This is a genomic window from Rufibacter immobilis, from assembly GCF_003721565.1.
Lineage (GTDB): Bacteria > Bacteroidota > Bacteroidia > Cytophagales > Hymenobacteraceae > Nibribacter > Nibribacter immobilis.
Genome location: NZ_RJJE01000017.1, coordinates 1,002,275 through 1,028,653 on the forward strand (window position 1 = coordinate 1,002,275; position 26,379 = coordinate 1,028,653).

Here is a 26,379-nt window from a genome sequence, read left to right on the forward strand (position 1 = left end):
GGGGCAGCGCAAGGTGTCGCGGCCCCTGATTGATTTTTACCATTCTTAACTTTTGACTGTGAGCATTTCAAAAAAGCTTGTGCTGCTATCTGTACTAGCAGCTTCTTTCGCCGCCTGCAAAAACGAACAGGCCTCTACCCCAACCCCTGCCGCCAAAACGGAGACTGCCGCTGAGACCACGGCTGGTGCTGAGGAGTCTGCTCCGGCCCCCGCGGCGGCCGTTGCCCCAGAGATTGTCTACGTCAACTCAGACTCGCTTCTCAACAGATACCAGTACTTCAAAGACGTGAAAGCCAGACTGGAAGCGAAAGGCAAACGGATGGAGAATGACCTGCGCACCAAAGCCACAAGTTTCCAGCGCGAGGTAGAGCAATACAGACAAGCCGCCAACGGAATGGGCCAGGAACAACGTGCCACTACAGAACAGCGCCTGGCTCAGAAAGAGCAGCAGTTAGCTGCCCAGCAGCAAAACTCGGCTAACCAGCTGGCCAAGGACGAGAACGACGAGATGAAGAAAATCTACGAGAAAGTAGAAGCGCACCTTAAAAAGATCAGTGCCGAGAAAGGATATAAAATGGTGTTAACCTATACCCGCGGCAACAGCGCCATTCTGTACGGAGACGCTTCCCTTGACATCACCGAAGAGGCATTGAAAGGCCTTAACCAGGAATACAAAGACAGCAAAGCCAACGCGAAGAAGTAATTTAATTTCTTCATCTATAGGATTAAAAGCCTGGCCCATAAAGCCAGGCTTTTCTGTTGAAGGCTAGAATAGTTTTACTTTTTTTCTGATAGTCTTTGCCCAGTCTCTCTCATGGAGAAGGGGTTCTTACTGTTCCCAATGATCTGCGACCCATAGATGCCGGTATGGCCTGAGAAAAGATAGGCCACCACGCAAGCCATGGCCGCGTACACGCCACTAGGGGCTCCAAACAGCTCTATGGCCATCAAAGTACAGGCCAGAGGTGTGTTGGCCGCTCCCGCAAATACGGCCACAAAACCCATACCCACCAGCAACTCCAGTGGCAACGGCAACCACGGAGAAAGCGCATTCCCCAAGGTAGCCCCTATGAAAAAGAGCGGAGTCACTTCTCCCCCTTTAAAGCCGCAGCCCAGAGTGAGGGCCGTCAAAGCAATTTTTATGAGGAAATCATAAGGAGGAAGTGGAGTTTCAAAGGCAGCCACAATAGTAGGAATCCCCAGTCCTATGTATTTTGTGGTACCTAACAGTACAATACAAACCAGCAGCAGCCCTCCGCCAAGGGCCGGTCTCAGCGGCGCGTATAGCACCTGCTTTTGGAAGAAAGCGGCCACATTGTGGGATGCCCAGGAAAAAATACGTGCTGCCAGGGCAAAACAAATTCCGGCAAGCAAAGTGGCCCCAAACGTCCAAACAGTTAAGGCCGGCACTTCAATAGTTGGGTAGAGGGTATGCTCCACGCCCCAGGCAGTAGCGACACCATCAGCAATAATGGCCGCCAATAAGGCCGGCACCAACGCCTGATACCTGATTTTACCTATCGTAGAAAATTCCAGGGCAAACACCGTACCCGCCAGCGGCGTCCCGAAAACGGAGGCAAAGCCAGCGCTCACGCCGCAGATCAACAAAGTTCTTCGGTCTCTAGGCCGTAGCCTAAGTAGTTTCGTTAACTGGTCGGCTAAGGCTCCACCCATTTGGGCGGCGGTTCCCTCCCGCCCCGCTGAGCCCCCCACCAGATGCGTGATAAGCGTGCAACCCAACACCAGCGGCGCCATTACCCACGGCAGCAGGTGCCTTGTAGGCTTCTGGATTTCCTGAATAAGCAGATTATTCCCCGCCGCCGAGGTGGTTCCCCAGGTATGGTATAGCCACCCCACCAGAAAGCCTCCCGCGGGCAGAAACCAGATGATCCAGGGATCGGCCTCTCTATATTCCGTGACAGCATCTAACAGCACCAGGAACAACGCAGAGGCACTTCCTCCAATGGCGCCCACCAAAGCACTGATCAAAAGCCAGCGCCCCAGGTACAGTGCCAGTACCACCGGCTGGCGCCGCTGCCCGAATTTTGAAGATAAGTTCTTGAGAAAAGAAAAAGGCATAACTACTCCTCTTGATGTAACATCAATGGCACATTATCACTCTGATAATGCCGAAGCAGGAGTCATCAGCCTACAGGAAAGGCGGTTTATAACAGGTGGTACCCCATCACCCTAAGCATTGACAAAGGTAAAAGAAGAAAGATTAAGACTCAAGAATCCTTCCGGCTCCCCTTGCCGTTTAGCGGCCGTTATTCCAGAATCTGGCCTAAAACGCAATAGGGTTTACAGGATTGATAGAATCAACTGTTCATAAAAAAAGGAAACCGGCAGCTGCAACTTGTTTTGAGGCTAATTCCAGAAAAACAGCCCCTAATCGCAAAATACTATTCGTAACGGAGCGATTCAATGGGGTCTAATTTGGAAGCTTTGTAGGCGGGGTAGTAACCCGAGAACAAACCCACACTCACGCAGATGATCATGCCCACCAGCATCCAGAGCCACGGTACGAAGAACTCGCCCTGCCCAATGAGAATGGCAATGCCGTTGCCCATCAGCACCCCCAAAATGATGCCCGCAATACCGCCCAATACACAGATCACGATGGCCTCAATCAAAAACTGCTGCCGTATCTGGTGAATGGTGGCGCCCAAGGCTTTCCGGATCCCAATTTCGCGGGTACGCTCCGTTACGCTCACCATCATGATGTTCATGAGCCCGATGGAGGCGCCCAACAGCGTGATGAAACCCACCAGGAAACCACCAGTCTTCAGGTAGCCCGTGATCTTGTTCAGGGTCTGCTCCACAGAGTCACTGCGGGTTATCTCAAAGGAATCTTCCTGGCCCAAACGGTCTTGGCGCACCTTGCGCATAATGCCGGTGGCTTCCTCCATGGCGTAGGCAAGGCTGGTGTTGTTCAGGATCGCGGATTTGATTTGGAACGTCAACGGCGACGGGGTAGGAATCTGCGTGGCTGTCTCCAGCGGAATAATGATCTGGCGGTTGCTGCCGCCGCCACCCAATCCGCCGCCTTCGCTCTTGATTCTGCCAATCACTTTGAACCGGCGGCCCAGCAGCACCATGCTTTTGCCTTCGGGATTCTGCTTGGGGAAGAGTTTACCGGCTACTTCCTGGCCAATGATGGCTACCGGGGCTCCGCTTTCCAACTCCAGAGTGGAGAAGGGCCGTCCCTGCTCCAGGTCATAATTCTCGTTTACCAGAAAATTCTCATCACCGCCCACCACGCTCATGTTGGGATTGGTTTTGATATTGCCCGCTTTCACGGAGGCGGCCCCGCTGACCTGCGTGCTGATGCTCACCCGGGCCTTCTCGCTCATGAGCTCTTTGTACTGCTTGGCCTGGAACTCCGTAATGTCTGGGTACACTTTGCTCTGCCGGCCGCCCCGTCCGCCGCCGTCCCACTTCTTCTCAATATCAAACGAATTGGCCCCCAACGTAGAGAAAGTGCTGGAAACCGAATACTTGATTCCCTCAATAGCCGTTAAGATACCCACCAGGGACATAATCCCGATGGAGATGATCAGGGCGGTGAGCACCGTACGGAGCAAATTGCTTTTGATGGAGCGGAAACCTTCTTTGGTATTTTCTATGAAGTTCATGTTTTTCTAGGAACCAGTACCGGAACAGACTATCTGTCGTAAGAAAGTGTGTTTTCTTACTTGCATAAAAGTAATGGTTTTCCCGTTTATTGCCCGTTTTTCTTACATTCGTTTCAAACTAACTGTGCATGAAGACTTTGCCCCGGATTTTATTTCTTCTGCTGGCTTTGGTTCTGGTGGCTCCGGCCAGCTGGGCTTCTTACCTGCTCCTGCCCATGGACCAGAACCAGAAGAACCACCTCAAGGCCTATGGACTAGCGTATTGGTCGCTCCAGCGCCAGGCCGAGGTGGAATGGCTCCTCAATTACAAGGGCGGTGCTTTCGCCATGAAACATGCCCCAGAACTGGAGAACGAACTGGTGGTGCGCGGCATCAGCTACCAGACCATTTCAGACGCGCAGTACAGCCAGATCCTCTCAGAGATAGCCGCCCCCGAGTCTAACATGGACGTGATGAAGCTGGAGAAAGCGCCCAAGATTGCGGTGTATTCCCCCAAATCCAAGCAACCCTGGGACGATGCCGTGACGCTGGTGCTGACCTACGCTGAGATACCGTATGACATTGTCTATGACCCCGATATCCTGGAGGACAAATTACCCAAGTACGATTGGCTTCACCTGCACCACGAAGATTTCACGGGCCAGCAAGGGAAGTTCTACGCCGCCTTCCGGAACGCGCCCTGGTACCTGGACCAGAAGCGGGAATCTGAGGCCATTGCCAAACGCTTTGGCTTTGGCAGCATTCCCCTGCTTAAGAGCGCGGTGGTGCAGCGCATCAGGGATTTCTGCGCGGGCGGGGGTTTCATGTTTGCCATGTGCTCCGCCACTGATACCTATGACATCGCCTTGGCCGCCGTGGGGGTAGACATCACCGAAACCATGTTTGATGGTGATCCCTCAGACCCTCAAGCGCAGCAGAAGCTGAACTTTGACAACACCTTTGCCTTCAAGGACTTCACCTTGATCCGGGACCCTTATCACCCCGAGTTCTCCAACATAGACAACTCCCAGCTGGAGCGCGGCCTGCGGGAGCAGAACGATTATTTCCAGCTCTTCACCTACTCGGCTAAATGGGACCCCATCCCCACCATGCTCACCCAGAACCACGAGAAAACCATCAAAGGGTTCATGGGCCTAACTACCGGTTTCAAGAAACGCCTGATCAAATCTGAAGTGGTGGTGATGGGCGAGAACAAAGCCATAGACGAAGCCCGTTACATTCATGGCACCTTCGGGAAAGGCACCTGGACCTTCTACGGCGGCCATGACCCCGAGGACTACCAGCACTTCGTGGAGGAGGAACCCACCGATCTGGCACTTTATCCCAACTCGCCCGGCTACCGTCTGATCCTGAACAACATCCTGTTCCCGGCGGCCAAAAAGAAAAAGCAGAAGACGTGATAGCTTCTGATCAAAGACGTTAGCAATCTCAAAAAGAGAGGCGTTTAGGGGCTGTTTTTGGAAAAACAGCCCCTAAACGCCTCTCTTTTATATTCAGGATAATCTGATGCTAATTTAATGCATCCGGTCTGGGCGGTGCTCCAGGTTGGCGATGATGTCGGCTTCAATTTCCAGAAGTTCTTTCAGACGGGCGTCAACCACTTCTTTGGGCATGTATTCCTTGGCCAGTTTCACAAAACTCACATAATGGCCCGCTTCCGAAACCATTAACTCATAGTAGAACTTCTGCAGCCCTTCGTCCTTCAGGTTTTTCCAGAGCAGCTTGAAACGCTCGCAGGAGCGGGCCTCAATGAGGGCATTCACCAGCAAGTGGTCCATGAGCTGACGTTCGCGTCTGTCGCCCTTCCGGATGTGCTTGCTCAGTTGCACCACGTATTCATCGGGGCGGTTACGGCCCAGTTCATAGCCGCGCTTCTTCAGTTCCTCCAGCACCCGCTCAAAATGGCTCCATTCCTCGGCTACCAGGGCGATCATTTCCTCTACCAACTTTGTTTTGTCTGGATACTTCACAATGAGCGAGATCCCCGAAGTAGCAGCCTTCTGTTCACAGTAAGCATGGTCCACGAGAATGTCCTGGATGTTCATCTCCGCGATGTTCACCCAACGGGGATCGGTAGGCAATTGTAACTTTAAGATTGATTTTGCCACGGTTGTACTGCTTGATTCTACTGCTTTTTGTGTAGAGCCTATTTAGTGAAAGCTCCTGTTGCGTTTAGGGCCTGTTTTTCTAAAAACAGGCCCTAAACGCAAGGTCAAAAATAATCAATTTAAATGGTTCTTAGCTTAATCATAGAAGTTCCACTGGATGCCAAACGTAAAGCTGAACGGGTTGGCAACGTAGTACGGAGTGGCGAAATATCCTTGCTCCCAACTACTCACGGAGGCGTTCAGGTTACTGGCTTTCAGGAATAAGTTTAGGGTTTTGATGTCCACGTTCAGGAAAACATCTAAGGTTGGGTAGCGCGAAACCAGAAACTCGTTCTGCAAATGGAACTGCTGGGTCACGGGCATATAGCCGTCGGCGTAATAATCTGAGTGCCACGTAACTTCCACCCCAGTCTGCACGTTGATGGCGCCTTTGAACAACGGACCGTACACATAGGCTCTAGAGTTAATGTACCACTCCGGCATCCGGATCACCTCGTTGCCCGTGATGCGGTTAAAGTAGACGTTGTTGTCCAGCACAAAGGATTTCACTCCAAATTTATACCTAAGGTTGGCCTGTACCAGATTCATGTTACCTGCCACCTGGGCCGGCTGCCCCCACTCCCCTTTTTCCGTGGCCGTGGAATCCTGGAAGTACACGTAATTGCGCAGATTGGTGAATTGTAGCTGGCCCTTCAGGTAATGTTTTCTGTATCCTACCTCCAGCGCAGCGGCGGTTTGGTTGGCCTGTGTATTCTCAAAGTTATGGGACCACTCATAATGGTTACTCAGGAATACCCGCTGGAGCAACGTGGGCGAATAAGAAGCACGCGTCTGCCGGAAAGACAGGAATTTATACCGGGCTTCTGCGTTAAGCCGATAATCGCCGCCCCCAATCTGGAACTCCCCGTCGGTGGTCACATAGATATCGTTCTTCAACCTGAACTGGGCCTCGCCCCCAATGAAGTTATCGGCAATGGAGCGCCGGGTACGGTCGGTGTAGGTAATGAGCGTGTCATCGTTGACAATACCGGCCGCGCGGCGTATCCCCTCTGAGGTGAGTGTATAGGAACCGTCGCGGCGTTTGGCATAGGCGCGGTACACAAACAGTTTCCCGCTTCCCATCACCCCAAAGGTGTTCTCTACCTGGCGGAAAGTAGATTCATCATTGGTACGCGAGGGGTTACGGATTACCCTGGGATAGAACTTCAAGAGCTGCGTTGCCGTGTTGCCGCTACCCTGGGTTTCATACTGTAGGTTATCATCTGTGAACTGATTCACTTGAGTGCCCACGTCTAACGTATGGTACAACTGCAGCCCAGCCCCAAGGAGTTTGTACCAATGGGTGGCATGCAGATTGTTCCTTTTTTCTTCTGAAGCGGCCTGCGCCAGCCAACTAGCCTCTGGTTTGTAATCAAAGAGGCTATCAATGTTGTCTCCTTCTTCCGGCCGAATCCCCCCTAGTTCTATATGGTCATGGCTGGTTTGGGTGTAATTGGTCATGATGCGGTAGCGCTCATTCTTGCTGAAGTAGTGAGTAAACGCCTGAATACCGTAATGGCTCACCAAACCGTCTCTCCCCGGAATCAATGACCCGAACTGGCGCTCTGTGCCAACCCGCTCGTAACCAATACCCACGTTCCAGTTAGGGGCAATGTTGCGGGTGTGCTTCGCCCGGAAAATTGTCTCTCCCAGAGAGCCCTGGTAATAATTGAGGAACGTGAACGGCGATTTGGTGTCATAGTACTCTAACCTGGCCGGATTGGCGGCATAGGGATCAAAAGCATTACGCCCCAAGCGATTCCCCAGCACGGTGGGCATGCGCCAGAAAAGCGGTTGAGACGCCGTTCCTACGTTTCCCAAATCCTGCTGAATGGTGGAGTCATAGTACCAGTAACGGTAGTTGTGCAGGTTGGTGAGCGAGGTATCTATGCGGGTGGGCGTAAGATTTCCTTTGAAGATATCTGCCTCCCTAATGACCATAGTGGTAGCCGACCCATAGATAGCCTTGGTGGAGTCGTTCAGTATTTGCGCTTTGGTTTGGGTGAAAGTCCCAAAACCTATCAGAAAAGACGCAAAAAGTAGTTTCTTATAATTCACAGTCAAATTTAAGAATTAATATCTGTTCCCGCTGCCCTGCACCCAGGCAGTGACGGTTTGGTCAAAGGTAGGCTGCTGCGGGGCAAACGCATTGGCAATGGGCAGATAAAACACCGGGTATTCCTGCCACAGCGGGGCCAGCGTAGAATCCTGCCATTTCACAGCGTCTTTCTGGGTCATGACAATACATGCGTTAGAGTTGTGCATGGCATTGTAAAAAGCCAACACCTCCTGAATTCGTTCTTCCGTCACCGCCGAATGGTCTTCCCAATCAAAATGACGCACCACGGCATGCCCGGCATCCCTTAGATGGCGCACCAACGGTTGGGCATTGGCGATTCCCGTTACCAGCACCAGTTCCTTGCCTAACGTTTTTCCCTGCCCAACCGGTACAGCCGGGGCATACACAATTTTGGAGAAGAACACCGGCGTATATGGGTTGGTATATTTCTGAATCTGAGAACTAATATTCTCCTGCTGCGCTTGATCAAGTTGGTCTGGGCACTTGGTCACTACTACGGCATCTGCTCTACGGGCACCACTTCGGAATTCCCGCAATCGCCCGGCGGGCAGCACGTAATCCTGGGTAAAGAGTTGATTGAAATCGGTGAGCAACAGGTAGGCAGACGCTTTCACGGCCCGGTGCTGGAAAGCATCATCTAGCAGAATCACCTCCAGGTCCGGAAAGAGTTGGAGCAGCCGTTGGATTCCCTCTGCCCGTTTCTCACAGACCGCCACCCGAACTCCACTTAAGCTTTGCGTGTACTGATACGGCTCATCGCCTATAGAAGCAGGCGTGGCCCGGGCATCTGCCAACACGAAGCCTTTGGTAGTCCGTTTGTAGCCCCGGCTCAGAATAGCTATTTTACGGGGCTGTAGCAGCCGGGCCAGATACTCCACCTGCGGGGTTTTCCCGGTGCCGCCCACATTTAAGTTCCCAACGCAGATAACCGGAATGGGCGCCTGATAGACATGGTAGACCTGGTGGTCGTATAACCAGTTGCGCAGACGCATGATGCCGCCGTACAGCAGAGAGAAAGGAAACAGTGCGTAGCGCAGTACGGGCATTAGAGTGGTCATTACCTGCAAAAGTACATGAAAATTAACTTTCTTTGCCGTCTCAGGCTCTAAAGCGATAGAATGACCAAGATAAAAGAAGTGGTGCAGGTACTGGAGCGGTATGCCCCGCCTGCCTATCAGGAATCTTATGACAATGCCCTGCTGCAGGTAGGTGACCCAGAAGCCACCGTCACCGGGGTTTTGGTAACCTTAGACTGTACCCTGGAAGTGGTGCAGGAGGCACTGGAGCGCGGCTGTAACCTCATTGTGGCCCATCACCCGGTTATTTTCAAGCCGCTCAAGAGCCTTACCGGTAAAACACCCGTTGAAAAAATTATCCTTAAAGCGCTGCAACACCAGATTGCCATTTTTGCCTGCCACACCAACCTGGACCACGTGCACAACGGCGTCAACAAGAAACTCTGCGAAAAACTGGGTTTGGTCAACACTAAAATCCTGTCTCCTAAAACGCAGATCCTGACCAAGCTGGAGACGTATGTGCCGGTGGAAGACACAGAGAAAGTACTGGCGGCACTGCACAAGGCGGGGGCCGGACAGATTGGGGAATACTCAGACTGCAGCTTTAGAATTACCGGCACCGGCAGGTTCACCCCTTCGGCGCAGGCCAACCCGCATATTGGGGAGCCTTGCCAGACCGAGGAGACCATTGAGAACAAGATTGAGGTAATTTTCCCGTCATTCAAACAGGCGCAGGTCATGCGGGCGCTGCTACAGGCGCACCCTTATGAAGAGGTGGCGCATTACCTGGTGGCGCTGCAGAACGAAAACCAGGAAGTGGGCGCCGGCATGGTGGGCGATCTGGTACAGGAACTTACCGCCGAGGAATTTGTGCAGCACGTGAAAGAAAGTTTGCAGATCAGCACCTTCCGCCATACCGCCTGGCCGCAGAAACCTATCAAGCGGGTGGCGGTGTGCGGGGGCACCGGCAGTTTTCTCACCCGGCAGGCCAAAGCCGCCGGGGCCCATGTCTTCCTCACCGCCGACCTTAAATACCATGAGTTTTTTGAGGCCACCCCTGCCTTCGCGCTCGTTGACGTAGGACACTATGAAAGCGAAGTTTACACGAAGGATCTTTTTTATGATATACTTACAAAATCTTTTGCTAATTTTGCGGTTGATTTGTCCTATACCCATACAAATCCCGTTAGACACAGCTAAATATACATGGAAAGTACTGTAGCAAGTAAGTTAGATGCACTTCTAAGACTTCAGAGCTTAGATTCTCAATTGGACAAAATTCTACAAATTAGAGGCGATCTTCCCGAAGAGGTTCGTGACCTGGAAGATGAGATTGCCGGCTACCAAGTACGTGTTAGCAAATTTGATGAGGAAATCGCTGAACTGCAGCAGTCTATCGCCAGCCGCAAGCAAGGCATCAAGGACGCCGAGAAGCTCATCAAAAAATACGAAGAGCAACAGGAGAACGTCCGCAACAACCGCGAGTTTGACGCCATCACCAAAGAAATAGAGCTTCAGAAGCTGGAAATCCAGATCAACGAGAAGAAAATCCGCGAGGCCAATTTCCAGATTGAGCAGAAGAACATTGAAATCCAGGAGACCAAAAACCGCCTGGAAGAGCGCCAGAAAGACCTCAACACCAAAAACGGCGAACTGCAGGTAATGGTGAACGAGAGCGAGGAAGATGAGCGCAAGCTGAACGAGGAGAAAGAAGAGGCCGTGAAACACATTGAGGAGCGCCTCCTGTTCGCCTACAACAGAATCCGCAAGAACGTGCGCAACGGCCTGGCCGTGGTAACCGTGAAGCGTGACGCCTGCGGCGGATGCTTCAACACCGTGCCACCGCAACGCCAGTCAGACATCGCCGCGAAAAAGAAAATCACCGTGTGTGAGCACTGCGGACGTATTCTAGCCGATGTGGAGCAAAAAGTAATCGCGTAGAAAAACAGACAAATACGTTTATACAGAGTACGAAAAGGATGGTTGACTGCCATCCTTTTTTTATTGTCCGGCAGCCGCTTCTCCTTAGAGCACACCTGAAGCTAGCATTGCGTTTAGCGGCCCTTTTTCTGAAAACAGCGCCAAAACAACGTCTTTACTACCTGCCAATTAGATCTGTAACACAGAATCATTACCATTTTCATGCGACAGCTTACTTTGCCCTTCTCTGAGCTCCAAGTTCCGGTTTCCCAGTGGAAGCAACAGGCGTTGGCTTGGGCAGCCCAGCACCATGAGGTAGTGGCCTATTATGAGCCAAATGATATTCCTTACCGTCACGGGGCTTTCCAGAACCAGCTGGGCGTTTGCAGAAAGGCTACTACTTCCTCCATCAGTTCCTGGCAAGAACTGGAGCTGGCCCTAAATCAGAAAAGGGAAGCCCCCCTGCTGGGCTTTCTGGGCTATGACCTCAAAAACAGCCTGGAAAAACTGAGCAGCGGGCAACCAGACCACATTGGGTTTCCCGATCTCTACTTTTTCCAGCCCGAGATTTGGCTCCGCTGGGAAGAAGACGCTGTCCTGATCTTTTCTGAGACGGAAGCGCCGGAGACAGTGGCGCAGGCAATACAGGGCATGACGTTTAGCGGCTCTTTTTCAAAAAACAGCGTTAAAACAACCCCGCGGGTTTCTAAGGAGGAATACCTGCAAACCGTGGAATACCTAAGACAGTGCATTCTGGAGGGCGAGGTCTACGAGGTGAATTACTGTCAGGAGTTTTACACCGAACGGACGGAGCTGGAACCGCTTTCGCTCTTCTGGAAACTCAACCGCGCCTCCCCTACTCCATTTGCAGGTTTACTTAAACTGAAGGATCGTTACTTGCTCTGTGCCAGCCCAGAAAGGTTTTTAAAAAGAGAAGAAAATCTCCTTATCACTCAGCCCATTAAAGGAACCATCCGGCGGGGAAGCACTCCCGAGGAAGACCAAAAGCAGCGCCAGGCATTAGCCTCCAGTGAGAAGGAACAGGCCGAGAACATGATGATTGTGGACTTGGTGCGCAATGACCTGAACCGCGTGGCCCAAACCGGCACCGTGCAGGTAGAGGAGCTTTTTGGGTTGTACGGGTTTCAGTTTGTCTGGCAGATGATTTCCACGGTGACCGGCCGGGTACTGAGCCAAACCAGCAACGTAGACATCTTGAAAGCCGCCTTCCCCATGGGTAGCATGACTGGGGCCCCTAAAATAAGGGCATTGCAGCTGATTGAGCAGGTGGAGAAAACCAAACGCGGGCTCTACTCCGGCGCCTTCGGGTATTTCCTCCCTTCCGGCGACTTTGATTTTAACGTGGTCATCCGCAGCCTGCAATATAACGCTGCTACCGGTTATCTCACTTTTGAGGTAGGCAGTGCCATCACCTATGACTCTGATCCGGAGCAGGAATACCAGGAGTGTCTTTTGAAGGCGGCGGCCATCAGAAACGTGCTTGAAAAATGACCTCAATGCTGCAAGTCGGGTATAATCATTATTCTCAATGTGAACGCTTTAAAGGCTTTATCTTCCTTTATCTTTTTAGAGGCTGTTTCTACCTAAGCAAGCTCAAAACATGAAACAGAACTTGATAAAACTCCAACCGTTTAGCAGGTCTTTTTGCACGCGTCAGATTATAAGCTTTGCCATAGAGCATATTCCATAACAATTATAAATCATTGCTTTATCTTAAAGAATATAGCAATACCTTGTAGGATAATCCCAATCTATATAACCCTTTTACATTTTATTAGCTATTTTATGAAGAAAACCTCTACTCTGTTAGGTACCAGCCTCGCTTTGGTCATGTTTTTGGGAAGCTGCGCCTCTTCTTATCGCCCCATTCGGCCGCAAACCGTGCATTATGACTATAATGAGATTTCGTCTACTGGTGCGCTATCTACTTCTTTCGCGTATGATGTCATGACCTTACGCGATAACAAGAAATATGCAAAGAAGGAGTCGAAGAACAACCTCAAGGTAGTGTCCATGAAGGTGGTGAATAATTCCAATACCCCTATTCATGTAGGGCGCGATTGCCGATTGTTCATGGGGGGGCGGGAAATCATCCCGATGGATCCCACCGTGGCCGCCAATAAAATAAAGCAGGGTGTGCCCATTTATCTTCTATACGCACTTCTTTTCTTGAATATTACCCAAGAAAGCACAAATGGATCCTATGTGACCGAAAGCTCCTCTACATCCCTTCCTATCGGTTTGCCTATTGCCGCTGGTAATATGTTAGTCGCGGGAAATGCCAACAAGAGAATGAAAGAGGAAATTATCGGGAATAACATCCTCAACAAAACCATCAACCCCGGCGAAACCGCTTACGGTGTCATCTGCTTGAATGAATCTACCACCGGACGTTTAAAGTTTGAGTTGAACCCAGCTTAATAAATCGCTTTATGCTCCTGTTTGAAAGCGCCTGCAAGCTATTTTGCGGGCGCTTTTGTTTAAAATATCATCTGCCATTCTGTCATAAGCATGCTAAATATGCTTATCTTTGTGTTTTTACTTGCCAGTCATGCACGCACCCATCCTTGATTTAGACTTCATAGACAACCGCACGCCCGAACAAGCCGCTGCGTGTGATACCAAAGTGACCGTTGACACCAACACGGGGCGTCAGCGCAAACTATACATTGAAAGCTATGGCTGTCAGATGAATTTCTCTGACAGTGAGATTGTTTCGTCCATTCTCTTTGACGCAGGCTTTGACACCACCTCAGAGGTTAACAACGCTGATCTGGTGCTGTTGAACACCTGCTCTATTAGGGAGAAGGCCGAGCAGACCGTGCGCCACCGCCTCACCCAACTACAGCACCTCAAAAAGAAAAGACCTGGCCTAGTGGTGGGGGTATTAGGCTGCATGGCCGAGCGTCTGAAGAAAAACCTGCTGGAAGAAGAGAAAATGGTGGACCTGGTGGTAGGCCCGGATGCTTACCGCGACCTTCCCTCCCTCATAAGCAACGTAGACGAAGGCCAGAAAGCGGTGAACGTGCTGCTTTCCCGCGAGGAAACCTACGCCGACATCAACCCCATCAGATTAAACAGCAACGGCGTGAGCGCGTTTGTCTCCATCATGCGCGGCTGCGACAACATGTGCTCTTTCTGCGTTGTGCCGTTTACCCGCGGCCGTGAGCGTAGCCGTGACGCGCACTCCATTGTGCGGGAAACCCAGGAGCTGGTGAACCAAGGCTATAAAGAAGTGACCTTGTTAGGTCAGAACGTGGACTCCTACAAATGGGCCTCTGAAGACGGAATGGAGCGCGTGAACTTTGCGCAACTGCTGGAGATGGTGGCCCTGGTGAGCCCAGACCTGCGGGTACGTTTCTCCACCTCGCACCCCAAAGACATCACAGATGAAGTGCTGTACACCATGAAAAAGTACGACAACATCTGCAAATACATCCACCTGCCGGCCCAAAGCGGAAACTCCCGCGTGCTGGAGCTCATGAACCGTACCTATGATCGGGCCTGGTACATAGACCGCGTAGACGCCATCAGAAGGATATTAGGCAATGACTGCGGCATCTCTACCGATATGATTGCCGGTTTCTGCTCTGAGACCGAGGAAGAACACCAGGACACGCTCTCACTTATAGATTACGTGCAGTATGACTACGCCTACATGTTCTTCTACTCTGAGCGCCCCGGCACCCTGGCCGCCCGCAAACTGCAAGATGACATTCCGCTGGAAACGAAGAAGCGCCGTCTGCAGGAGATCATAGATAAACAGCGCCATTACTCGTTGGAGCGGAATAAACTTGATGTAGGTAAAGTGTCCAGGGTGTTGGTGGAAAGCTTCTCCAAGCGCTCAGACGAAATGCTCAGCGGCCGCAACGACCAGAACAAAGTAGTGATCTTCCCTAAGATGCACTTCAAGAAAGGCGACTACGTGGATGTGCTCATCAACGACTGCTCGGTAGGCACCCTATTTGGCGAGCCGGTTCTTTAATTTGGGAATTTGGAGAGGAGGAAATTTTAAAATGAGTTTCCTTTCTGGTGAAAACCTGCCATTTCCAAATCTTCACATTTTCAAATCTTCAAATCTGAAGTATGCGTGACATAGAGATACAGTCGGTGAAACAGCGGTTTGGCATCATCGGGAACTCTCCTTTGCTCAATTACGCCATTCAGGTGGCGGTACAGGTGGCTCCTACTGACATGACCGTGCTCATTACCGGCGAAAGCGGGAGCGGGAAGGAATCTTTTTCCAAGATCATCCATCACCTGAGCCCCCGCAAACACGGTCAGTTCATTGCCATCAACTGCGGCGCCATTCCCGAAGGGACCATTGACTCAGAGCTGTTCGGGCACGAGAAAGGTTCTTTCACCGGCGCGCAGGAAGCGCGCAAAGGTTATTTTGAGGTCACCAATGGCGGTACCATTTTCCTGGATGAGATTGGCGAGATGCCGCTGGGTACCCAGGCCCGCCTGCTGCGCGTGCTGGAGAACGGCGAGTTCATCAAGGTAGGCTCCTCCAAAGTGCAGAAAACCGATGTGCGCGTGGTGGCGGCTACCAACGTGAATCTGCTGCAGGCCGTGGAGCGCGGACAGTTCCGGGAGGACCTCTATTACCGCCTGAACACGGTTCCTATTTCTGTGCCCCCACTGCGGGAGCGCGGCGAAGACACGCACCTGCTGTTCCGGAAGTTCGCCAGCGATTTCTCTGAGCGGTACCACGTAAAACCCATCACCCTGCAGCCAGATGCGGTACAGGAGCTGCTGCGTTACCGCTTTCCGGGCAACATTCGGCAGCTCAAGAATATTGTGGAGCAGATATCGGTGTTGGAGTATGAACGCGAGATCAATGCCGCCACGCTCCGTAAATACCTGCCCCAGGAACAGCTGAACCAATTGCCGGCGCTTTTCTATCCGGCGGCTGGGGCCGAAAGTGCCAGCGGCATCTCTGAGCGTGATCTGCTGTACAAAGTCTTGTTTGACATGCGCAAAGACATGAACGACCTCAAGCAGGTGGTTTTTGATTTGTTATCGCACCAGCAGGAAGACGCGGAACTTCTGAAGAACAACCGGCATTTGTTTGAGGAGATGCGCCCGTTTGAGCAATCAGCCTACCGCGCCCCGGAACGTCGCTCCGATGGGTATGTGCTCTCTGTTGATGAACCGGAAGAGTACGAGGAAAAGGTGGAGGACATTTCGCACGAAACTGAGGAAGAAAGCCTTTCTTTGGAGCACAAGGAAAAGGAAATGATCCTGAAGGCGTTAAAGAAGCACGGGAACAAGCGGAAGTACGCCGCCAAAGACCTGGGCATCTCTGAACGCACCCTTTACCGCAAATTAAAACAATACGACCTTGAAGACCTGTAAACCCTTTTCTTTCCTTTTTTTGCTCTGCCTCACGTTCCTGTTGGGCGGGTGCTACTCCTTCTCTGGGATCAATTATGATGCCTCCAAATACAACAGCATATCCATCTCCAACTTTAACAATGCCTCCGGACAGGGTCCTGCTAATTTACAGCAATTTATCACTGAGGATTTCAAGGATTACTTCCAGCGGAACACCAACCTGAGAATCTTACCGCAGGCCGGCGATTTCCAGATTGAGGGGCAGATCATGAGCTACACGTTTAGCCCGGCGGCCATCCAGCGCAGTGACATCCCCACGGGCAGCAACATCGGGCTGGACCAGGCGGGCGCCAACCGCTTAACCATTGTCATCCAGATCAACTTCACAGACACTAAGAACCCGGCCAATAACTTTGACCAAAGTTTTTCTGGCTTCGCCGATTTCCCTCCTACCCTGGATATCAACCAGATAAACCAAACGCAGATCAGGCAAATCACAGAACGCATTATTTATAGCGTTTTTACCAAAACGGTTGCGAATTGGTAAGTATCTTTGCAAAACCAAACGGGCACTGAAAACTCATTTTTCAGTGCCTTTATCATCTATATCCATAATTTGTAGTAATTTGTCTTTGCTCTACTAGGGCAAGGAGAAAAGAAGTTCCATGAACAAAGCGGCTTTTCTAAATATTGTGCGGCAGGTAGCCCCCATCCAAGACCAGGAGGTAGACGACCTGGAGAGATTGGTGGTGTCGTTCCCGTACTGCCAGACGGCCCATGTTCTGTTAGCCAAGGCTGCCCATGACCGGGGCAGTATGCTGTCTACCCAAAAATTGAGGAGAGCAGCCGCCCACGTTTCTAACCGCCAGCTGCTCAAACAACTGGTGTATGCTACCCCCATGGTGGAAGAAACCGTGGTGCCGGTATTTGAAGAAGAACAGGATCCTGAAGCGTACGTGGCTCCTGGTTTGGAGCCGTTTTCGGAAAAAGAGGCGCTAAACGCACCTGAACCTGAAACGGGAACAGCAGAAGAACCAGAAACTGAGCCCTTCTTAGCTGAAGAAACATCTGCTCTTGAGGTTCTTCCAGAAGTTCCCGCAGAGGAAGAAGTTCAGGAGGAAGAGGCTTACACTGCTGAAAATCACCCAGAAGCTATTCCCGAAGCGGAAGCCACTGCCATTGCCCCAGAGGTAACCCATTTGCCAGAAGAGCAGCCAGAGACAATTGCCTTAGGCACTATTCCAGAAAGTGCAGCAATAGAAGAAACGGCACCACTGGCCTTGCCAGAACTTGCCGCCACTGTTGCCCAAGATACTCTTGAAGCTCCCGAAGAAGAAGCGGTCATTATAAATGAAGCTGCCGCCGCAGAGGAGGAAGCCCTGGATATTGACATTGATGTCTCGCTTTCTGAAGAGGAAGATACTTTAGATGAGCTGTTGGAGCTGATCCAGATCAGCAGCCTCACCTCTTTCAGTGCTCCCATTCCATCGGTTAACCTTACCCATGAGGAAATTGTCTCTGAGATCATCTCTGGCCATACCCCATTAGAGGAAGAAATGGAGGTCTCGGCAGCGCCAGAAATTATACCCGCTGCACAGGAGAAAGCCGCCCAGGAAGAAGCTGATTTAAGCGCCTACCTGCAGATTGCGGAGCTGGATTCCCTCTATGACACATCTGGCTACGAGTTCCCGACGCTGAAACTCCCGGATTACCAGCAGAGCCATGTGGCGGAGGAGCCAACTGATCCGTATCTGTCTATCTTCACGCAGAACAACCTCGCCTATTGGATGGGCTCCAGCCGCTTGGGCGAGAGCATTCAACTCAAGGATGAGCTTACCTCCGTTACGCCCTTCTATTTCCAGCCTGAATTAATTCTGGAGCACGTGAAGGAGCAGGCCACTCCGGCCCCGGCCCCAGAGCCTACCCCGGCCGCCAAGCTGGATATGCAGTTGGATATTATCAACCAATTCCTCAAGTCGGCGCCTAAGCGCAAGACCATGGCCAATGCCCAATTGAGCAATGAGCCGCAGGAAGATTTATCTGCCAAGAGCTCCAAAATCAAGAAAAATCTGGCTTCTGAAAACCTGGCCCACATCTTTATAAAGCAAGGAAAGGGCAAGAAAGCCATCAAAATTTATGAACAACTTATAGTGAAGTTTCCCGAAAAAAAGAGTTACTTTGCTGAACAAATAGAAAAATTAAGAAACGAATAATCCAATCATGTACATTGCTCTGATCAGCGTTATTATTTTCCTTTGCGTGCTGTTGGTATTGGTGGTATTGTCCCAGAACTCCAAAGGCGGTGGGTTGTCCAGCCAGTTTGGCGGCGGCGGAACCAGCCAATTAATGGGCGTGAAACGTACCGGCGACCTTCTGGAAAAACTCACCTGGGGCTTCGCCATCGGGATCATTGTACTTACGTTGGCTTCCCATACTATTTTCTCTGACGGTGCCGGTGTAGACAACCGTACCATCAATGAGCAACGCGCGGGCCAAGCGGCTCCGGCCCCTGCTCCTGCCGCCCCAGCGCTTCCGCAGCAGAACGCGGCCCCTGGCGCAGCTACTCCGGCTCCGGCCACCGCTCCCGCCGGCGACTCGGCCCAATAATAAAACCGATACTTAAAATACCCTTTATTAGAGTCCGAACCTCACCGGTTCGGACTTTCTTTTTTATACTCCTTTCCGTTTAGGGGCTCTTTTTGAAAAAAGAGCCCCTAAACGGAAAATACAGGTAACCCAGAAACTGACAAAATTATAGTTGCCGCCCCGCACCCTGTCAGGGTTACCTAACAGTTGACAGGCAATTTCTGCCAAAGTGTGCCAACTTTGGCAGACTTCTGTACTTGGCACAGGAATCGCTAGTAGGCTTACCGTCACTGGCAGGTTTGCTGCCGGACATAATCGTTAACTTAATCTAATCTTATAACAAACCTATGGCCTTAGATCTAAAACCATTGGCAGACAGAGTAATTGTGTTACCTGCTGCGGCTGAAGAAAAAACCAAGTCTGGTATCATCATCCCGGATACTGCCAAAGAAAAACCACAACGCGGAGAAGTAGTTGCCGTTGGAGAAGGCAAAATCTCTGATCAAGGTGTTTTAGTAAAGTCACAGTTAAAAGTTGGCGACCAAGTACTGTACGGCAAATACGCCGGTACTGAGATCTCTCTGGATGGCGCTGATTACCTGATCATGCGCGAGGCTGACATCCTGGCGGTTCTTTAATTTTAATCCTATCATCAACCATAATCTACTTTTAAGAAACTATGGCATCTAAAAACATCACTTTCGACGTTGACGCCCGCAACAAGATTAAAAAAGGCGTGGACACCCTGGCAAATGCCGTGAAAGTAACTTTAGGCCCTAAAGGCCGCAACGTAATCATCGACAAAAAATTTGGCGCTCCTAGCATCACCAAAGACGGTGTTACTGTTGCCAAAGAAATTGAACTGAAAGACGCCGTGGAGAACATGGGCGCTCAGTTAGTGAAAGAAGTAGCCTCTAAAACCGCTGACATGGCGGGTGACGGTACTACTACTGCCACTGTATTAGCCCAGGCAATCTACACTGCCGGTTCTAAGAACGTTGCTGCCGGTGCCAACCCAATGGACCTGAAGCGCGGTATTGACAAAGCGGTTTCTAAAGTAGTTGAGAACCTGAAGGCTCAGTCTAAGAAAATTGAGAACTCTTCTGAAATTGCCCAGGTAGGTACTATCTCTGCCAACAACGACACTGAGATTGGCCAAATGATCGCCGATGCCATGGACAAAGTGGGCAAAGACGGTGTGATCACTGTTGAAGAGGCAAAAGGAACTGAGACTGAGGTGAAAACGGTGGAAGGTATGCAGTTTGACCGCGGTTACCTGTCTCCTTACTTCGTGACCAACCCAGAGAAAATGGAAGCGGAGTTTGACAACCCTTACATCCTGATCTACGACAAGAAAGTTTCTACCATGAAAGAATTGCTTCCAGTGTTGGAGCAAGTGGTACAAACTGGCAAGCCGCTGGTGATCATCTCTGAAGACGTAGACGGCGAAGCCCTTGCTACTCTGGTAGTAAACAAACTGCGTGGTTCATTGAAAATCGCGGCGGTGAAAGCCCCAGGTTTCGGTGACCGCAGAAAAGCCATGCTGGAAGACATCGCTATCTTAACAGGTGGTACCGTGATCTCTGAAGAGCGTGGTTACAAATTAGACAACGCTACGCTGGAGTACTTAGGCCAGGCTGAGCGTGTGATCATTGACAAAGACAACACCACTATCGTGAACGGACGTGGTACCAAAGACGGTATCACTGCCCGTGTGAACGAGATCAAAGCTCAGATTGAGAAAACCACTTCTGACTATGACCGTGAGAAACTGCAGGAGCGTCTGGCTAAATTGTCTGGCGGGGTAGCTATCCTTTATATTGGTGCCTCTACCGAGGTAGAAATGAAAGAGAAGAAAGACCGTGTAGATGATGCCTTGCACGCTACAAGAGCGGCCGTTGAGGAAGGTATCGTAGCAGGTGGTGGCGTTGCCCTCATCCGCGCCCTTGATGCCCTTGACAACGTTGAGACCCGCAACGAAGACGAGAAAACCGGTGTGCAGATCATCCGTACTGCCCTGGAAGCTCCTTTGAGAACTATTGTGGCTAACGCTGGTGGTGAAGGATCAGTGATTGTGAACCAAGTACGTGCCGGTCAGGCTGACTTCGGTTACAACGCCCGCGACGACAAGTTTGAGAACATGTTTGCCGCTGGTATCATTGACCCAACCAAAGTAACCCGCCTTGCGCTGGAGAACGCTGCTTCCGTAGCAAGCTTGTTGCTGACTACTGAGTGTGTGATCGCTGACGAGCCAGAAGAAGCTGGTGCTGCCGCTGGTGGCGGAATGCCAGGTGGCATGGGCGGCATGGGTGGCATGATGTAATCTCCCCAGCTCACGCTGAACAAATAATAAAAGCCCCGGCGTTTGCCGGGGCTTTTTCTTTATCTGCATTTCTGTTTAGAGGCTCTTTTTCTAAAAACAGGCGCTAAACGCAATGTCTATTATTCCATTAGACCAAAGTGAACTAGTAGCTAAGGTTCCTCTTCATTACAAAGGTAATTAGCAGACCGGCTTCCTCTTAAGCAAAGAGAAGGGATTTTAGATTGACATTTTTAAGGCAACTGCTATTTTCCTTCCCTTAAGTAAACAGAGTGTTTACAGATTGTTTGGTTCATAGCACATATTGTAGAGGTCTTCCATGGTGCCGTTGAAGACGTTGAGATCTAGATTTCCTTTCACGCCTTCCAGTCTGCCGCGCTCGGTGTGTTGCCAGAAAACCCATTTTTGGTTAGCCAGCAAATGACTCTTCTTAGGGTTGTAATGCGCAATCCAGAGGGGATAATCATCAAAATGACCGGCCAAGTGCTTCTCATAGAAGGCGTAGTTGGTGTAGATGATGGGTTTCAGGTCGTACTCCTCCTCCACCATGTCCAGCCACAGCTGCACCCCTGCGCGTATTTCCTCGTCAGATTGATGGTTAGTGACCTCCACATCCAGAACCGGCGGCAAATCTCCGGCTTCCAGTTTCACTTTGTTCAGGAAATTACGGGCTTGCTCCTCGGCATTACGGGCGGGCAAGAAGAAATGGTAGGCACCCCGCAACAGGTCATGTTTTTTAGCCTGCCGCCAATGCCGGGCAAAGTAGCGGTCTTGGTGTGTGATTCCTTCAGTGGCTTTGATGAAGGTAAACTTGATGTTCTGGGCCTTCACTTTCTTCCAGTCTATCTGGCGCTGGTGGTGCGAGATATCCAAACCGGTCACTTCATACCCTGCGGGGTTAAAGGCAGTAAGGGTGTTGGTTTGCGTGGCCTCCTCTACCGTGTGCCGCAGAAAGGCCAATCTGCCTCCCTCTTTGAAGTATTCAATGGCCAGGCATAACACAAAAAATCCAAGAATACCCAAAGACAGAGGCTTCCACCAGGTACTGGTAGCTTCCTGCTTGCGGGAGACTTTCTTTTGAGGACGTTTGCGAGTGCTGGGGCTAGGCATAAGTAACAGCAAAGATACGAAAACAGCCCCTCAATAAAACAACAAGGACCAGCTGTGAAACAACTGGTCCTTGCGGTAAGGTTATAACAAGGCGAGGATTACCCTCTGCCGTGCATCATGTACATGAGTTTCTTGGCAATGGCAATCAGGATTAAGCCCGCCAGGATCACAAAACCTGCGATAAGCGCGAATACCTGCAAGGCACCCAGTACCTCCACGTAGGCCGCGATAAAGCCCCCGGCAATCTGAGCCACGAACGGCGCCAGGAACCAAACCCCCATGAGCATGGAAGTATAAGCCAAAGGCGAAAGACGCGACACCATAGACAGACCGATAGGTGACAGGCAAAGCTCTCCAATGGTATGGAAGAAATAGGTAGCCAACAGCCAGAAAATACTTGCTTTCACGGCAGTGTCCTGCACATCTCCGCCTCTTTCCAGTACCGCACCCACCATGAACAGGAAGCCAATCCCTAACAGGATCATTCCCAAGCCCATTTTATAAGGAATACCAAGGTCTTTGCCCCGCTTGCTCAGGTACAGCCACACACTGGCTACCAGTGGCGCGAAAATCACGATGAACGCCGGGTTCACCGATTGGAACCAAGCCGTTGGGATCAGGAAGCCAAATACTTCCCGGTCAATGTATTTATCGGTGTACAGAGACAGAGAGCTACCTGCCTGCTCAAAACCAGCCCAGAAGAATACCACAAACAGCGTTACAATAAAGATAACGGCCATTCTATCGGTTTCTTCTTTAGACAAAGGAGCCTTTTGCACGGTGCTGTTTTTGTCAACTTTCCCGTCTGGCTCTACCCCAATGGTTCCTAAATATTTAGGCGCTAATAAATTGAAGGCGAGTTGGCCCAGCAGCATGCCAATACCGGCAGCCAGGAACCCGTATCTGAACCCGTAGGTACTGATCTCGGTTACCCCGTTTACCACCGTTTTAGTCGCGAAGATGTCCTCCGCCAGGATACCGCATACCAGAGGCGCAAAGAACGCCCCCACGTTGATCCCCATGTAGAAAATGGTGAAAGCGGCATCGCGTCTTGGGTCACCTTGCTCATAGAGCTTGCCTACCAGCGCAGAAATGTTGGGCTTGAAAAAGCCGTTCCCAATGATCAAGAGGAGAAGCCCTAGAACCGTCAGGATAGGCATACCAATTACCTGGGTATCGGCGGCGAAGCTGGGCGAGGCGAAGAGCGAGAACTGCCCCAGGGCCATGAGCATCCCGCCAATGAAGATAGACCTGCGCTGGCCAATGTAGCGTTCGGCTAACCAACCTCCTATAATGGGAGTAAAATAAACGAAGCCAGTAAAGAAACCGTAGATCTGGCTTCCAGTGGTTTCGGCAATCCCCAATCCCCCGGCTACGGCGGCTTTTGTGAGGTAAAGGATCAGAAGACCCCGCATACCATAATAGCTAAACCGTTCCCACATCTCTGTGAAGAACAGGAGGTACAGCCCAGGCGGGTGTCCTTTTTTGATGGTTGTTTCCTGCATGGAAGAAATAAGAATTAGATAAGGAGTTGTTTGTTTTAGCTGATTGGTTTTGGACCAATAAAAGGTAAATATATCATAATCGTGTTAGATGGGCAAACTCGCCCCCTCTTCAGGTGCGTTTGAGAAGAATCTTTGCACAAGAACGTAACATACGTTAGTTTTTTATAAATTTGCAAAAAGCTAGAGTTTACAAGCGCATCATTTTGAAATTTTAAAAAATAAAGTTTCCTTTATGAAAGAATTTGGCAAAAAGTCAATGACCATGGATTTATCTAGTGTAGGAATTGCTCAGGCACAGGAGGTTCTCTGGAATCTTAGCCCCGCAGAGTTAGTGGAAGAAGCCCTCAGAAACGGGGAAGGCTATCTCACTGACACCGGTGCCCTGATGTGCGATACCGGCACTTTTACCGGGCGTTCCCCCAAAGACCGCTATGTGGTACGTGACGCCGAGACAGAGAATTCTGTATGGTGGGGCGATGTGAACATTGCCTATGACCCTGCCAAATTTGAGGCTTTGCACCAGAAGATGGTAGCGCACCTGGCCAACTGTAAGCTTTACGTCCGCGATGCCTACGCCGGCGCCCATCCAGATTACCGCCTAAACCTACGTATCATCAACACGCAGGCCTGGCATAACCTATTCTGCCATAACATGTTCCTTCGTTTAACCGAAGAAGAACTTGCACACCATATTCCGGAGTTCACCATCATTAATGCCCCGGAATTTGTAGCCGATCCGGCCGTAGACGGTACCCGCCAGCCTAACTTCGCCATCATCAATTTCTCCCGTAAAATGATTTTAATTGGCGGTACAGGCTATGCAGGTGAGATGAAAAAAGGCATCTTCTCGGTGCTCAACTACCTGTTGCCGCACAAGCACAATACCTTGTCCATGCACTGCTCCGCAAATGTGGGCAAAGACGGCGACACAGCTATTTTCTTCGGGTTGTCAGGAACGGGCAAAACCACCCTTTCCGCTGATCCTAACCGCGGCCTGATTGGAGACGACGAGCATGGCTGGACCGAAGACAGCGTTTTCAACTTTGAAGGCGGCTGCTATGCCAAAGTGATTGACCTCACCCGGGAGAAAGAGCCCCAGATCTGGGATGCCATCCGGTTCGGGGCCATTGTAGAGAACACCCGTTTCCTGCCCGGAACCCGCAGCGTAGACTATACAAACAAATCCGTTACTGAGAATACCCGTACGGCCTATCCTATCCATCATATTGACAATGCGGTAGAACCGTCCAGAGCAGATATTCCTAAAAACATCTTCTTCCTGACCGCCGATGCCTTTGGCGTGTTGCCTCCCATCTCGCGCCTGAACAAGTGCCAGGCCATGTACCACTTTATCTCCGGCTATACCGCCAAAGTAGCCGGTACCGAAGTTGGCGTAACCGAGCCTCAGACGACATTCTCGGCTTGTTTTGGGGCGGCGTTCCTGCCCTTGCACCCCACTACCTATGCGGAGATGCTGGGCCAGAAGATGACCGAGAACAATGTGAATGTGTGGCTGGTAAATACCGGCTGGACCGGCGGAGTTTATGGTGTAGGTTCCCGCATGAAACTCGGTTATACCCGGGCCATGATCACCGCCGCCCTCAACGGTGAATTAAATGAGGTCGCCTTCTCTAAACATCCTGTTTTTGGGGTGGAGATGCCCACCTCCTGCCCTAATGTACCCGCTGACATTCTGAACCCGCGCAACACCTGGGCCGACAAAGAAGCTTATGACCATAAGGCAAATGACCTGGCCAAGGCATTCATCAAGAACTTCAGCAAATACGCAGATTATGCGAACGAAGAAATATTAGCGGGTGCCCCAGAGGTAGCCGTTGAAGCCTAACACTCTTAATTATTTCCTTCAACTGATTAAAGCCTCCCATTTTATGGGAGGCTTTTCTTCTATATTGGCACCATGGCTGTTTTTGCCTTAATTTTGGAAAAACGGCCGCTAAACAGAAAAACGATGCACCTCTTCTTCACCCCTGACCTCCAACCCACAGATTCATGTTACACTTTGTCTGAAGAAGAGTCTAAACACTGCGTGCGGGTGCTGCGGTTGGGCAAAGGTGACACCGTTACCTTAATAGATGGCCGTGGCGGCCTGTTTGAAGCAGAGATTGCAGAAGACAATCCTAAGAAAGCTAAGCTGAGCATCTTACGCTACCAGCCTGAGTACGGGAAACGACCTTATAAGATCCATGTGGCGGTGGCACCCACCAAAAACATGGACCGCATGGAATGGTTTGTGGAGAAGGCCGTGGAGATGGGGATTGACGAGATCACCTTCCTGCAATGCGCCCGCTCCGAACGCAAGAACCTGAACCTGGACCGGCTGGAGAAAATTGCCGTAAGCGCCATGAAACAGTCTCTGAAGGCGTACCTGCCCGTGCTGCACCCCTTCACCCGCTATGCAGATTTTTTGCAGCAGTCACAGACGGGCCAACGGTTCATCGCCCACTTGGTAGAAGGGCAGGAACGGCAATCATTAGCTAAAAGCGTTTCAGGAGAAGATACGTATACCATCCTGATCGGCCCGGAAGGTGATTTTAGTCCAGAGGAAGTAGCGCAGGCCTTGCAGGCGGGCTACAAACCCGTTACCTTAGGCCAAAGCCGCCTGCGCACCGAAACCGCCGCCCTGGCTGCCTGCCATACCATCCATGTGGTATTAGACGTTTAACGGAAAGCACCTATTACTG

At 51.0% G+C, this 26,379-nt stretch carries 22 protein-coding genes and 1 riboswitch; of the genes, 15 read left to right on the plus strand and 7 right to left on the minus strand.

Annotated features, from left to right (window positions below):
• Positions 1 to 58: 58 nt before the first annotated feature.
• Positions 59 to 703: an OmpH family outer membrane protein gene (locus tag EFA69_RS17110; protein WP_221175764.1), complete on the plus strand. Its 645-nt coding sequence runs from the start codon at positions 59 to 61 to the stop codon at positions 701 to 703.
• A gap of 74 nt (positions 704 to 777) precedes the next feature.
• Here the strand turns inward: EFA69_RS17110 and EFA69_RS17115 are convergent, their stop codons facing one another.
• Positions 778 to 2,079: a chloride channel protein gene (locus EFA69_RS17115; protein WP_123134288.1), complete on the minus strand. Its 1,302-nt coding sequence runs from the start codon at positions 2,077 to 2,079 to the stop codon at positions 778 to 780.
• A gap of 49 nt (positions 2,080 to 2,128) precedes the next feature.
• A riboswitch (Fluoride riboswitch) is annotated at positions 2,129 to 2,199 on the minus strand.
• A gap of 203 nt (positions 2,200 to 2,402) precedes the next feature.
• Positions 2,403 to 3,635, minus strand: coding sequence for an ABC transporter permease (locus EFA69_RS17120; RefSeq protein ID WP_123134289.1), 1,233 nt, complete (start codon positions 3,633 to 3,635; stop codon positions 2,403 to 2,405).
• Positions 3,636 to 3,763: 128 nt separating this feature from the next.
• Here EFA69_RS17120 and EFA69_RS17125 point away from each other — a divergent pair, with 128 nt between their 5' ends.
• Positions 3,764 to 5,035, plus strand: coding sequence for an asparagine synthetase B (locus EFA69_RS17125; RefSeq protein WP_123134290.1), 1,272 nt, complete (start codon positions 3,764 to 3,766; stop codon positions 5,033 to 5,035).
• A 114-nt stretch (positions 5,036 to 5,149) separates the two neighbouring features.
• Here the strand turns inward: EFA69_RS17125 and miaE are convergent, their stop codons facing one another.
• From miaE to lpxK, 3 genes are all read right to left on the minus strand, one after another.
• On the minus strand, positions 5,150 to 5,743 hold the full coding sequence (gene miaE, locus EFA69_RS17130) for a tRNA-(ms[2]io[6]A)-hydroxylase (RefSeq protein ID WP_262696995.1): 594 nt from the start codon (positions 5,741 to 5,743) through the stop codon (positions 5,150 to 5,152).
• Positions 5,744 to 5,878: 135 nt separating this feature from the next.
• Positions 5,879 to 7,840, minus strand: a complete 1,962-nt coding sequence (locus EFA69_RS17135; protein WP_148041399.1) for a putative porin — start codon at positions 7,838 to 7,840, stop codon at positions 5,879 to 5,881.
• A gap of 15 nt (positions 7,841 to 7,855) precedes the next feature.
• Positions 7,856 to 8,920, minus strand: a complete 1,065-nt coding sequence (gene lpxK / locus EFA69_RS17140; RefSeq protein ID WP_245964618.1) for a tetraacyldisaccharide 4'-kinase — start codon at positions 8,918 to 8,920, stop codon at positions 7,856 to 7,858.
• Between the two features lie 60 nt (positions 8,921 to 8,980).
• Here lpxK and EFA69_RS17145 point away from each other — a divergent pair, with 60 nt between their 5' ends.
• The 11 genes from EFA69_RS17145 to groL all read left to right on the plus strand — a co-directional run bounded on the left by EFA69_RS17145 (position 8,981) and on the right by groL (position 21,065).
• On the plus strand, positions 8,981 to 10,078 hold the full coding sequence (locus EFA69_RS17145; protein WP_123134292.1) for a Nif3-like dinuclear metal center hexameric protein: 1,098 nt from the start codon (positions 8,981 to 8,983) through the stop codon (positions 10,076 to 10,078).
• Between the two features lie 6 nt (positions 10,079 to 10,084).
• Positions 10,085 to 10,819, plus strand: coding sequence for a zinc ribbon domain-containing protein (locus EFA69_RS17150; RefSeq protein WP_123134293.1), 735 nt, complete (start codon positions 10,085 to 10,087; stop codon positions 10,817 to 10,819).
• Between the two features lie 201 nt (positions 10,820 to 11,020).
• On the plus strand, positions 11,021 to 12,310 hold the full coding sequence (pabB, locus tag EFA69_RS17155) for an aminodeoxychorismate synthase component I (protein WP_123134294.1): 1,290 nt from the start codon (positions 11,021 to 11,023) through the stop codon (positions 12,308 to 12,310).
• 294 nt (positions 12,311 to 12,604) lie between these two features.
• Positions 12,605 to 13,240, plus strand: a complete 636-nt coding sequence (locus EFA69_RS17160) for a hypothetical protein (RefSeq protein WP_148041400.1) — start codon at positions 12,605 to 12,607, stop codon at positions 13,238 to 13,240.
• A 130-nt stretch (positions 13,241 to 13,370) separates the two neighbouring features.
• Positions 13,371 to 14,804, plus strand: a complete 1,434-nt coding sequence (miaB, locus tag EFA69_RS17165) for a tRNA (N6-isopentenyl adenosine(37)-C2)-methylthiotransferase MiaB (RefSeq protein ID WP_123134296.1) — start codon at positions 13,371 to 13,373, stop codon at positions 14,802 to 14,804.
• Between the two features lie 101 nt (positions 14,805 to 14,905).
• On the plus strand, positions 14,906 to 16,177 hold the full coding sequence (locus EFA69_RS17170) for a sigma-54 interaction domain-containing protein (protein ID WP_123134297.1): 1,272 nt from the start codon (positions 14,906 to 14,908) through the stop codon (positions 16,175 to 16,177).
• On the plus strand, positions 16,164 to 16,703 hold the full coding sequence (lptE, locus tag EFA69_RS17175; protein WP_245964619.1) for an LPS assembly lipoprotein LptE: 540 nt from the start codon (positions 16,164 to 16,166) through the stop codon (positions 16,701 to 16,703). Before EFA69_RS17170 ends, lptE begins: the two co-directional genes overlap by 14 nt.
• Positions 16,704 to 16,821: 118 nt before the next feature.
• On the plus strand, positions 16,822 to 18,369 hold the full coding sequence (locus EFA69_RS17180) for a hypothetical protein (RefSeq protein WP_123134298.1): 1,548 nt from the start codon (positions 16,822 to 16,824) through the stop codon (positions 18,367 to 18,369).
• A 7-nt stretch (positions 18,370 to 18,376) separates the two neighbouring features.
• A complete protein-coding gene (gene secG / locus EFA69_RS17185) occupies positions 18,377 to 18,763 on the plus strand; it encodes a preprotein translocase subunit SecG (protein ID WP_123134299.1) in 387 nt (128 codons plus the stop codon).
• 326 nt (positions 18,764 to 19,089) lie between these two features.
• Positions 19,090 to 19,380, plus strand: coding sequence for a co-chaperone GroES (gene groES / locus EFA69_RS17190; protein WP_123134300.1), 291 nt, complete (start codon positions 19,090 to 19,092; stop codon positions 19,378 to 19,380).
• 41 nt (positions 19,381 to 19,421) lie between these two features.
• Positions 19,422 to 21,065, plus strand: coding sequence for a chaperonin GroEL (groL, locus tag EFA69_RS17195; protein ID WP_123134301.1), 1,644 nt, complete (start codon positions 19,422 to 19,424; stop codon positions 21,063 to 21,065).
• A gap of 273 nt (positions 21,066 to 21,338) precedes the next feature.
• Here the strand turns inward: groL and EFA69_RS17200 are convergent, their stop codons facing one another.
• Together EFA69_RS17200 and EFA69_RS17205 are read right to left on the minus strand one after the other, a co-directional pair.
• Positions 21,339 to 22,172 (minus strand): glycoside hydrolase family 25 protein, encoded by an 834-nt coding sequence (locus EFA69_RS17200; RefSeq protein ID WP_123134302.1) that lies wholly within the window; start codon positions 22,170 to 22,172, stop codon positions 21,339 to 21,341.
• Between the two features lie 98 nt (positions 22,173 to 22,270).
• Positions 22,271 to 23,677 (minus strand): peptide MFS transporter, encoded by a 1,407-nt coding sequence (locus tag EFA69_RS17205; RefSeq protein ID WP_123134303.1) that lies wholly within the window; start codon positions 23,675 to 23,677, stop codon positions 22,271 to 22,273.
• Between the two features lie 232 nt (positions 23,678 to 23,909).
• Here EFA69_RS17205 and pckA point away from each other — a divergent pair, with 232 nt between their 5' ends.
• Positions 23,910 to 25,523 carry a phosphoenolpyruvate carboxykinase (ATP) gene (pckA, locus tag EFA69_RS17210; RefSeq protein ID WP_123134304.1) on the plus strand — a complete coding sequence of 538 codons (1,614 nt, stop codon included), beginning with the start codon at positions 23,910 to 23,912 and terminating at the stop codon, positions 25,521 to 25,523.
• Positions 25,524 to 25,646: 123 nt separating this feature from the next.
• Positions 25,647 to 26,360 carry a 16S rRNA (uracil(1498)-N(3))-methyltransferase gene (locus EFA69_RS17215; RefSeq protein ID WP_123134305.1) on the plus strand — a complete coding sequence of 238 codons (714 nt, stop codon included), beginning with the start codon at positions 25,647 to 25,649 and terminating at the stop codon, positions 26,358 to 26,360.
• Positions 26,361 to 26,379 lie beyond the last annotated feature (19 nt).

What these genes read in the sequence shown, in the direction of transcription:
- EFA69_RS17115 (WP_123134288.1), bottom strand. Translation starts at nt 2,079, where the DNA reads ATGCCTTTTTCTTTTCTCAAGAACTTATCTTCAAAATTCGGGCAGCGG.
- EFA69_RS17120 (WP_123134289.1), bottom strand. Translation starts at nt 3,635, where the DNA reads ATGAACTTCATAGAAAATACCAAAGAAGGTTTCCGCTCCATCAAAAGC.
- EFA69_RS17125 (WP_123134290.1), top strand. Translation starts at nt 3,764, where the DNA reads ATGAAGACTTTGCCCCGGATTTTATTTCTTCTGCTGGCTTTGGTTCTG.
- lpxK (WP_245964618.1), bottom strand. Translation starts at nt 8,920, where the DNA reads ATGACCACTCTAATGCCCGTACTGCGCTACGCACTGTTTCCTTTCTCT.
- EFA69_RS17145 (WP_123134292.1), top strand. Translation starts at nt 8,981, where the DNA reads ATGACCAAGATAAAAGAAGTGGTGCAGGTACTGGAGCGGTATGCCCCG.
- EFA69_RS17150 (WP_123134293.1), top strand. Translation starts at nt 10,085, where the DNA reads ATGGAAAGTACTGTAGCAAGTAAGTTAGATGCACTTCTAAGACTTCAG.
- pabB (WP_123134294.1), top strand. Translation starts at nt 11,021, where the DNA reads ATGCGACAGCTTACTTTGCCCTTCTCTGAGCTCCAAGTTCCGGTTTCC.
- EFA69_RS17160 (WP_148041400.1), top strand. Translation starts at nt 12,605, where the DNA reads ATGAAGAAAACCTCTACTCTGTTAGGTACCAGCCTCGCTTTGGTCATG.
- miaB (WP_123134296.1), top strand. Translation starts at nt 13,371, where the DNA reads ATGCACGCACCCATCCTTGATTTAGACTTCATAGACAACCGCACGCCC.
- EFA69_RS17170 (WP_123134297.1), top strand. Translation starts at nt 14,906, where the DNA reads ATGCGTGACATAGAGATACAGTCGGTGAAACAGCGGTTTGGCATCATC.
- EFA69_RS17180 (WP_123134298.1), top strand. Translation starts at nt 16,822, where the DNA reads ATGAACAAAGCGGCTTTTCTAAATATTGTGCGGCAGGTAGCCCCCATC.
- secG (WP_123134299.1), top strand. Translation starts at nt 18,377, where the DNA reads ATGTACATTGCTCTGATCAGCGTTATTATTTTCCTTTGCGTGCTGTTG.
- groES (WP_123134300.1), top strand. Translation starts at nt 19,090, where the DNA reads ATGGCCTTAGATCTAAAACCATTGGCAGACAGAGTAATTGTGTTACCT.
- groL (WP_123134301.1), top strand. Translation starts at nt 19,422, where the DNA reads ATGGCATCTAAAAACATCACTTTCGACGTTGACGCCCGCAACAAGATT.
- EFA69_RS17200 (WP_123134302.1), bottom strand. Translation starts at nt 22,172, where the DNA reads ATGCCTAGCCCCAGCACTCGCAAACGTCCTCAAAAGAAAGTCTCCCGC.
- EFA69_RS17205 (WP_123134303.1), bottom strand. Translation starts at nt 23,677, where the DNA reads ATGCAGGAAACAACCATCAAAAAAGGACACCCGCCTGGGCTGTACCTC.
- pckA (WP_123134304.1), top strand. Translation starts at nt 23,910, where the DNA reads ATGAAAGAATTTGGCAAAAAGTCAATGACCATGGATTTATCTAGTGTA.
- EFA69_RS17215 (WP_123134305.1), top strand. Translation starts at nt 25,647, where the DNA reads ATGCACCTCTTCTTCACCCCTGACCTCCAACCCACAGATTCATGTTAC.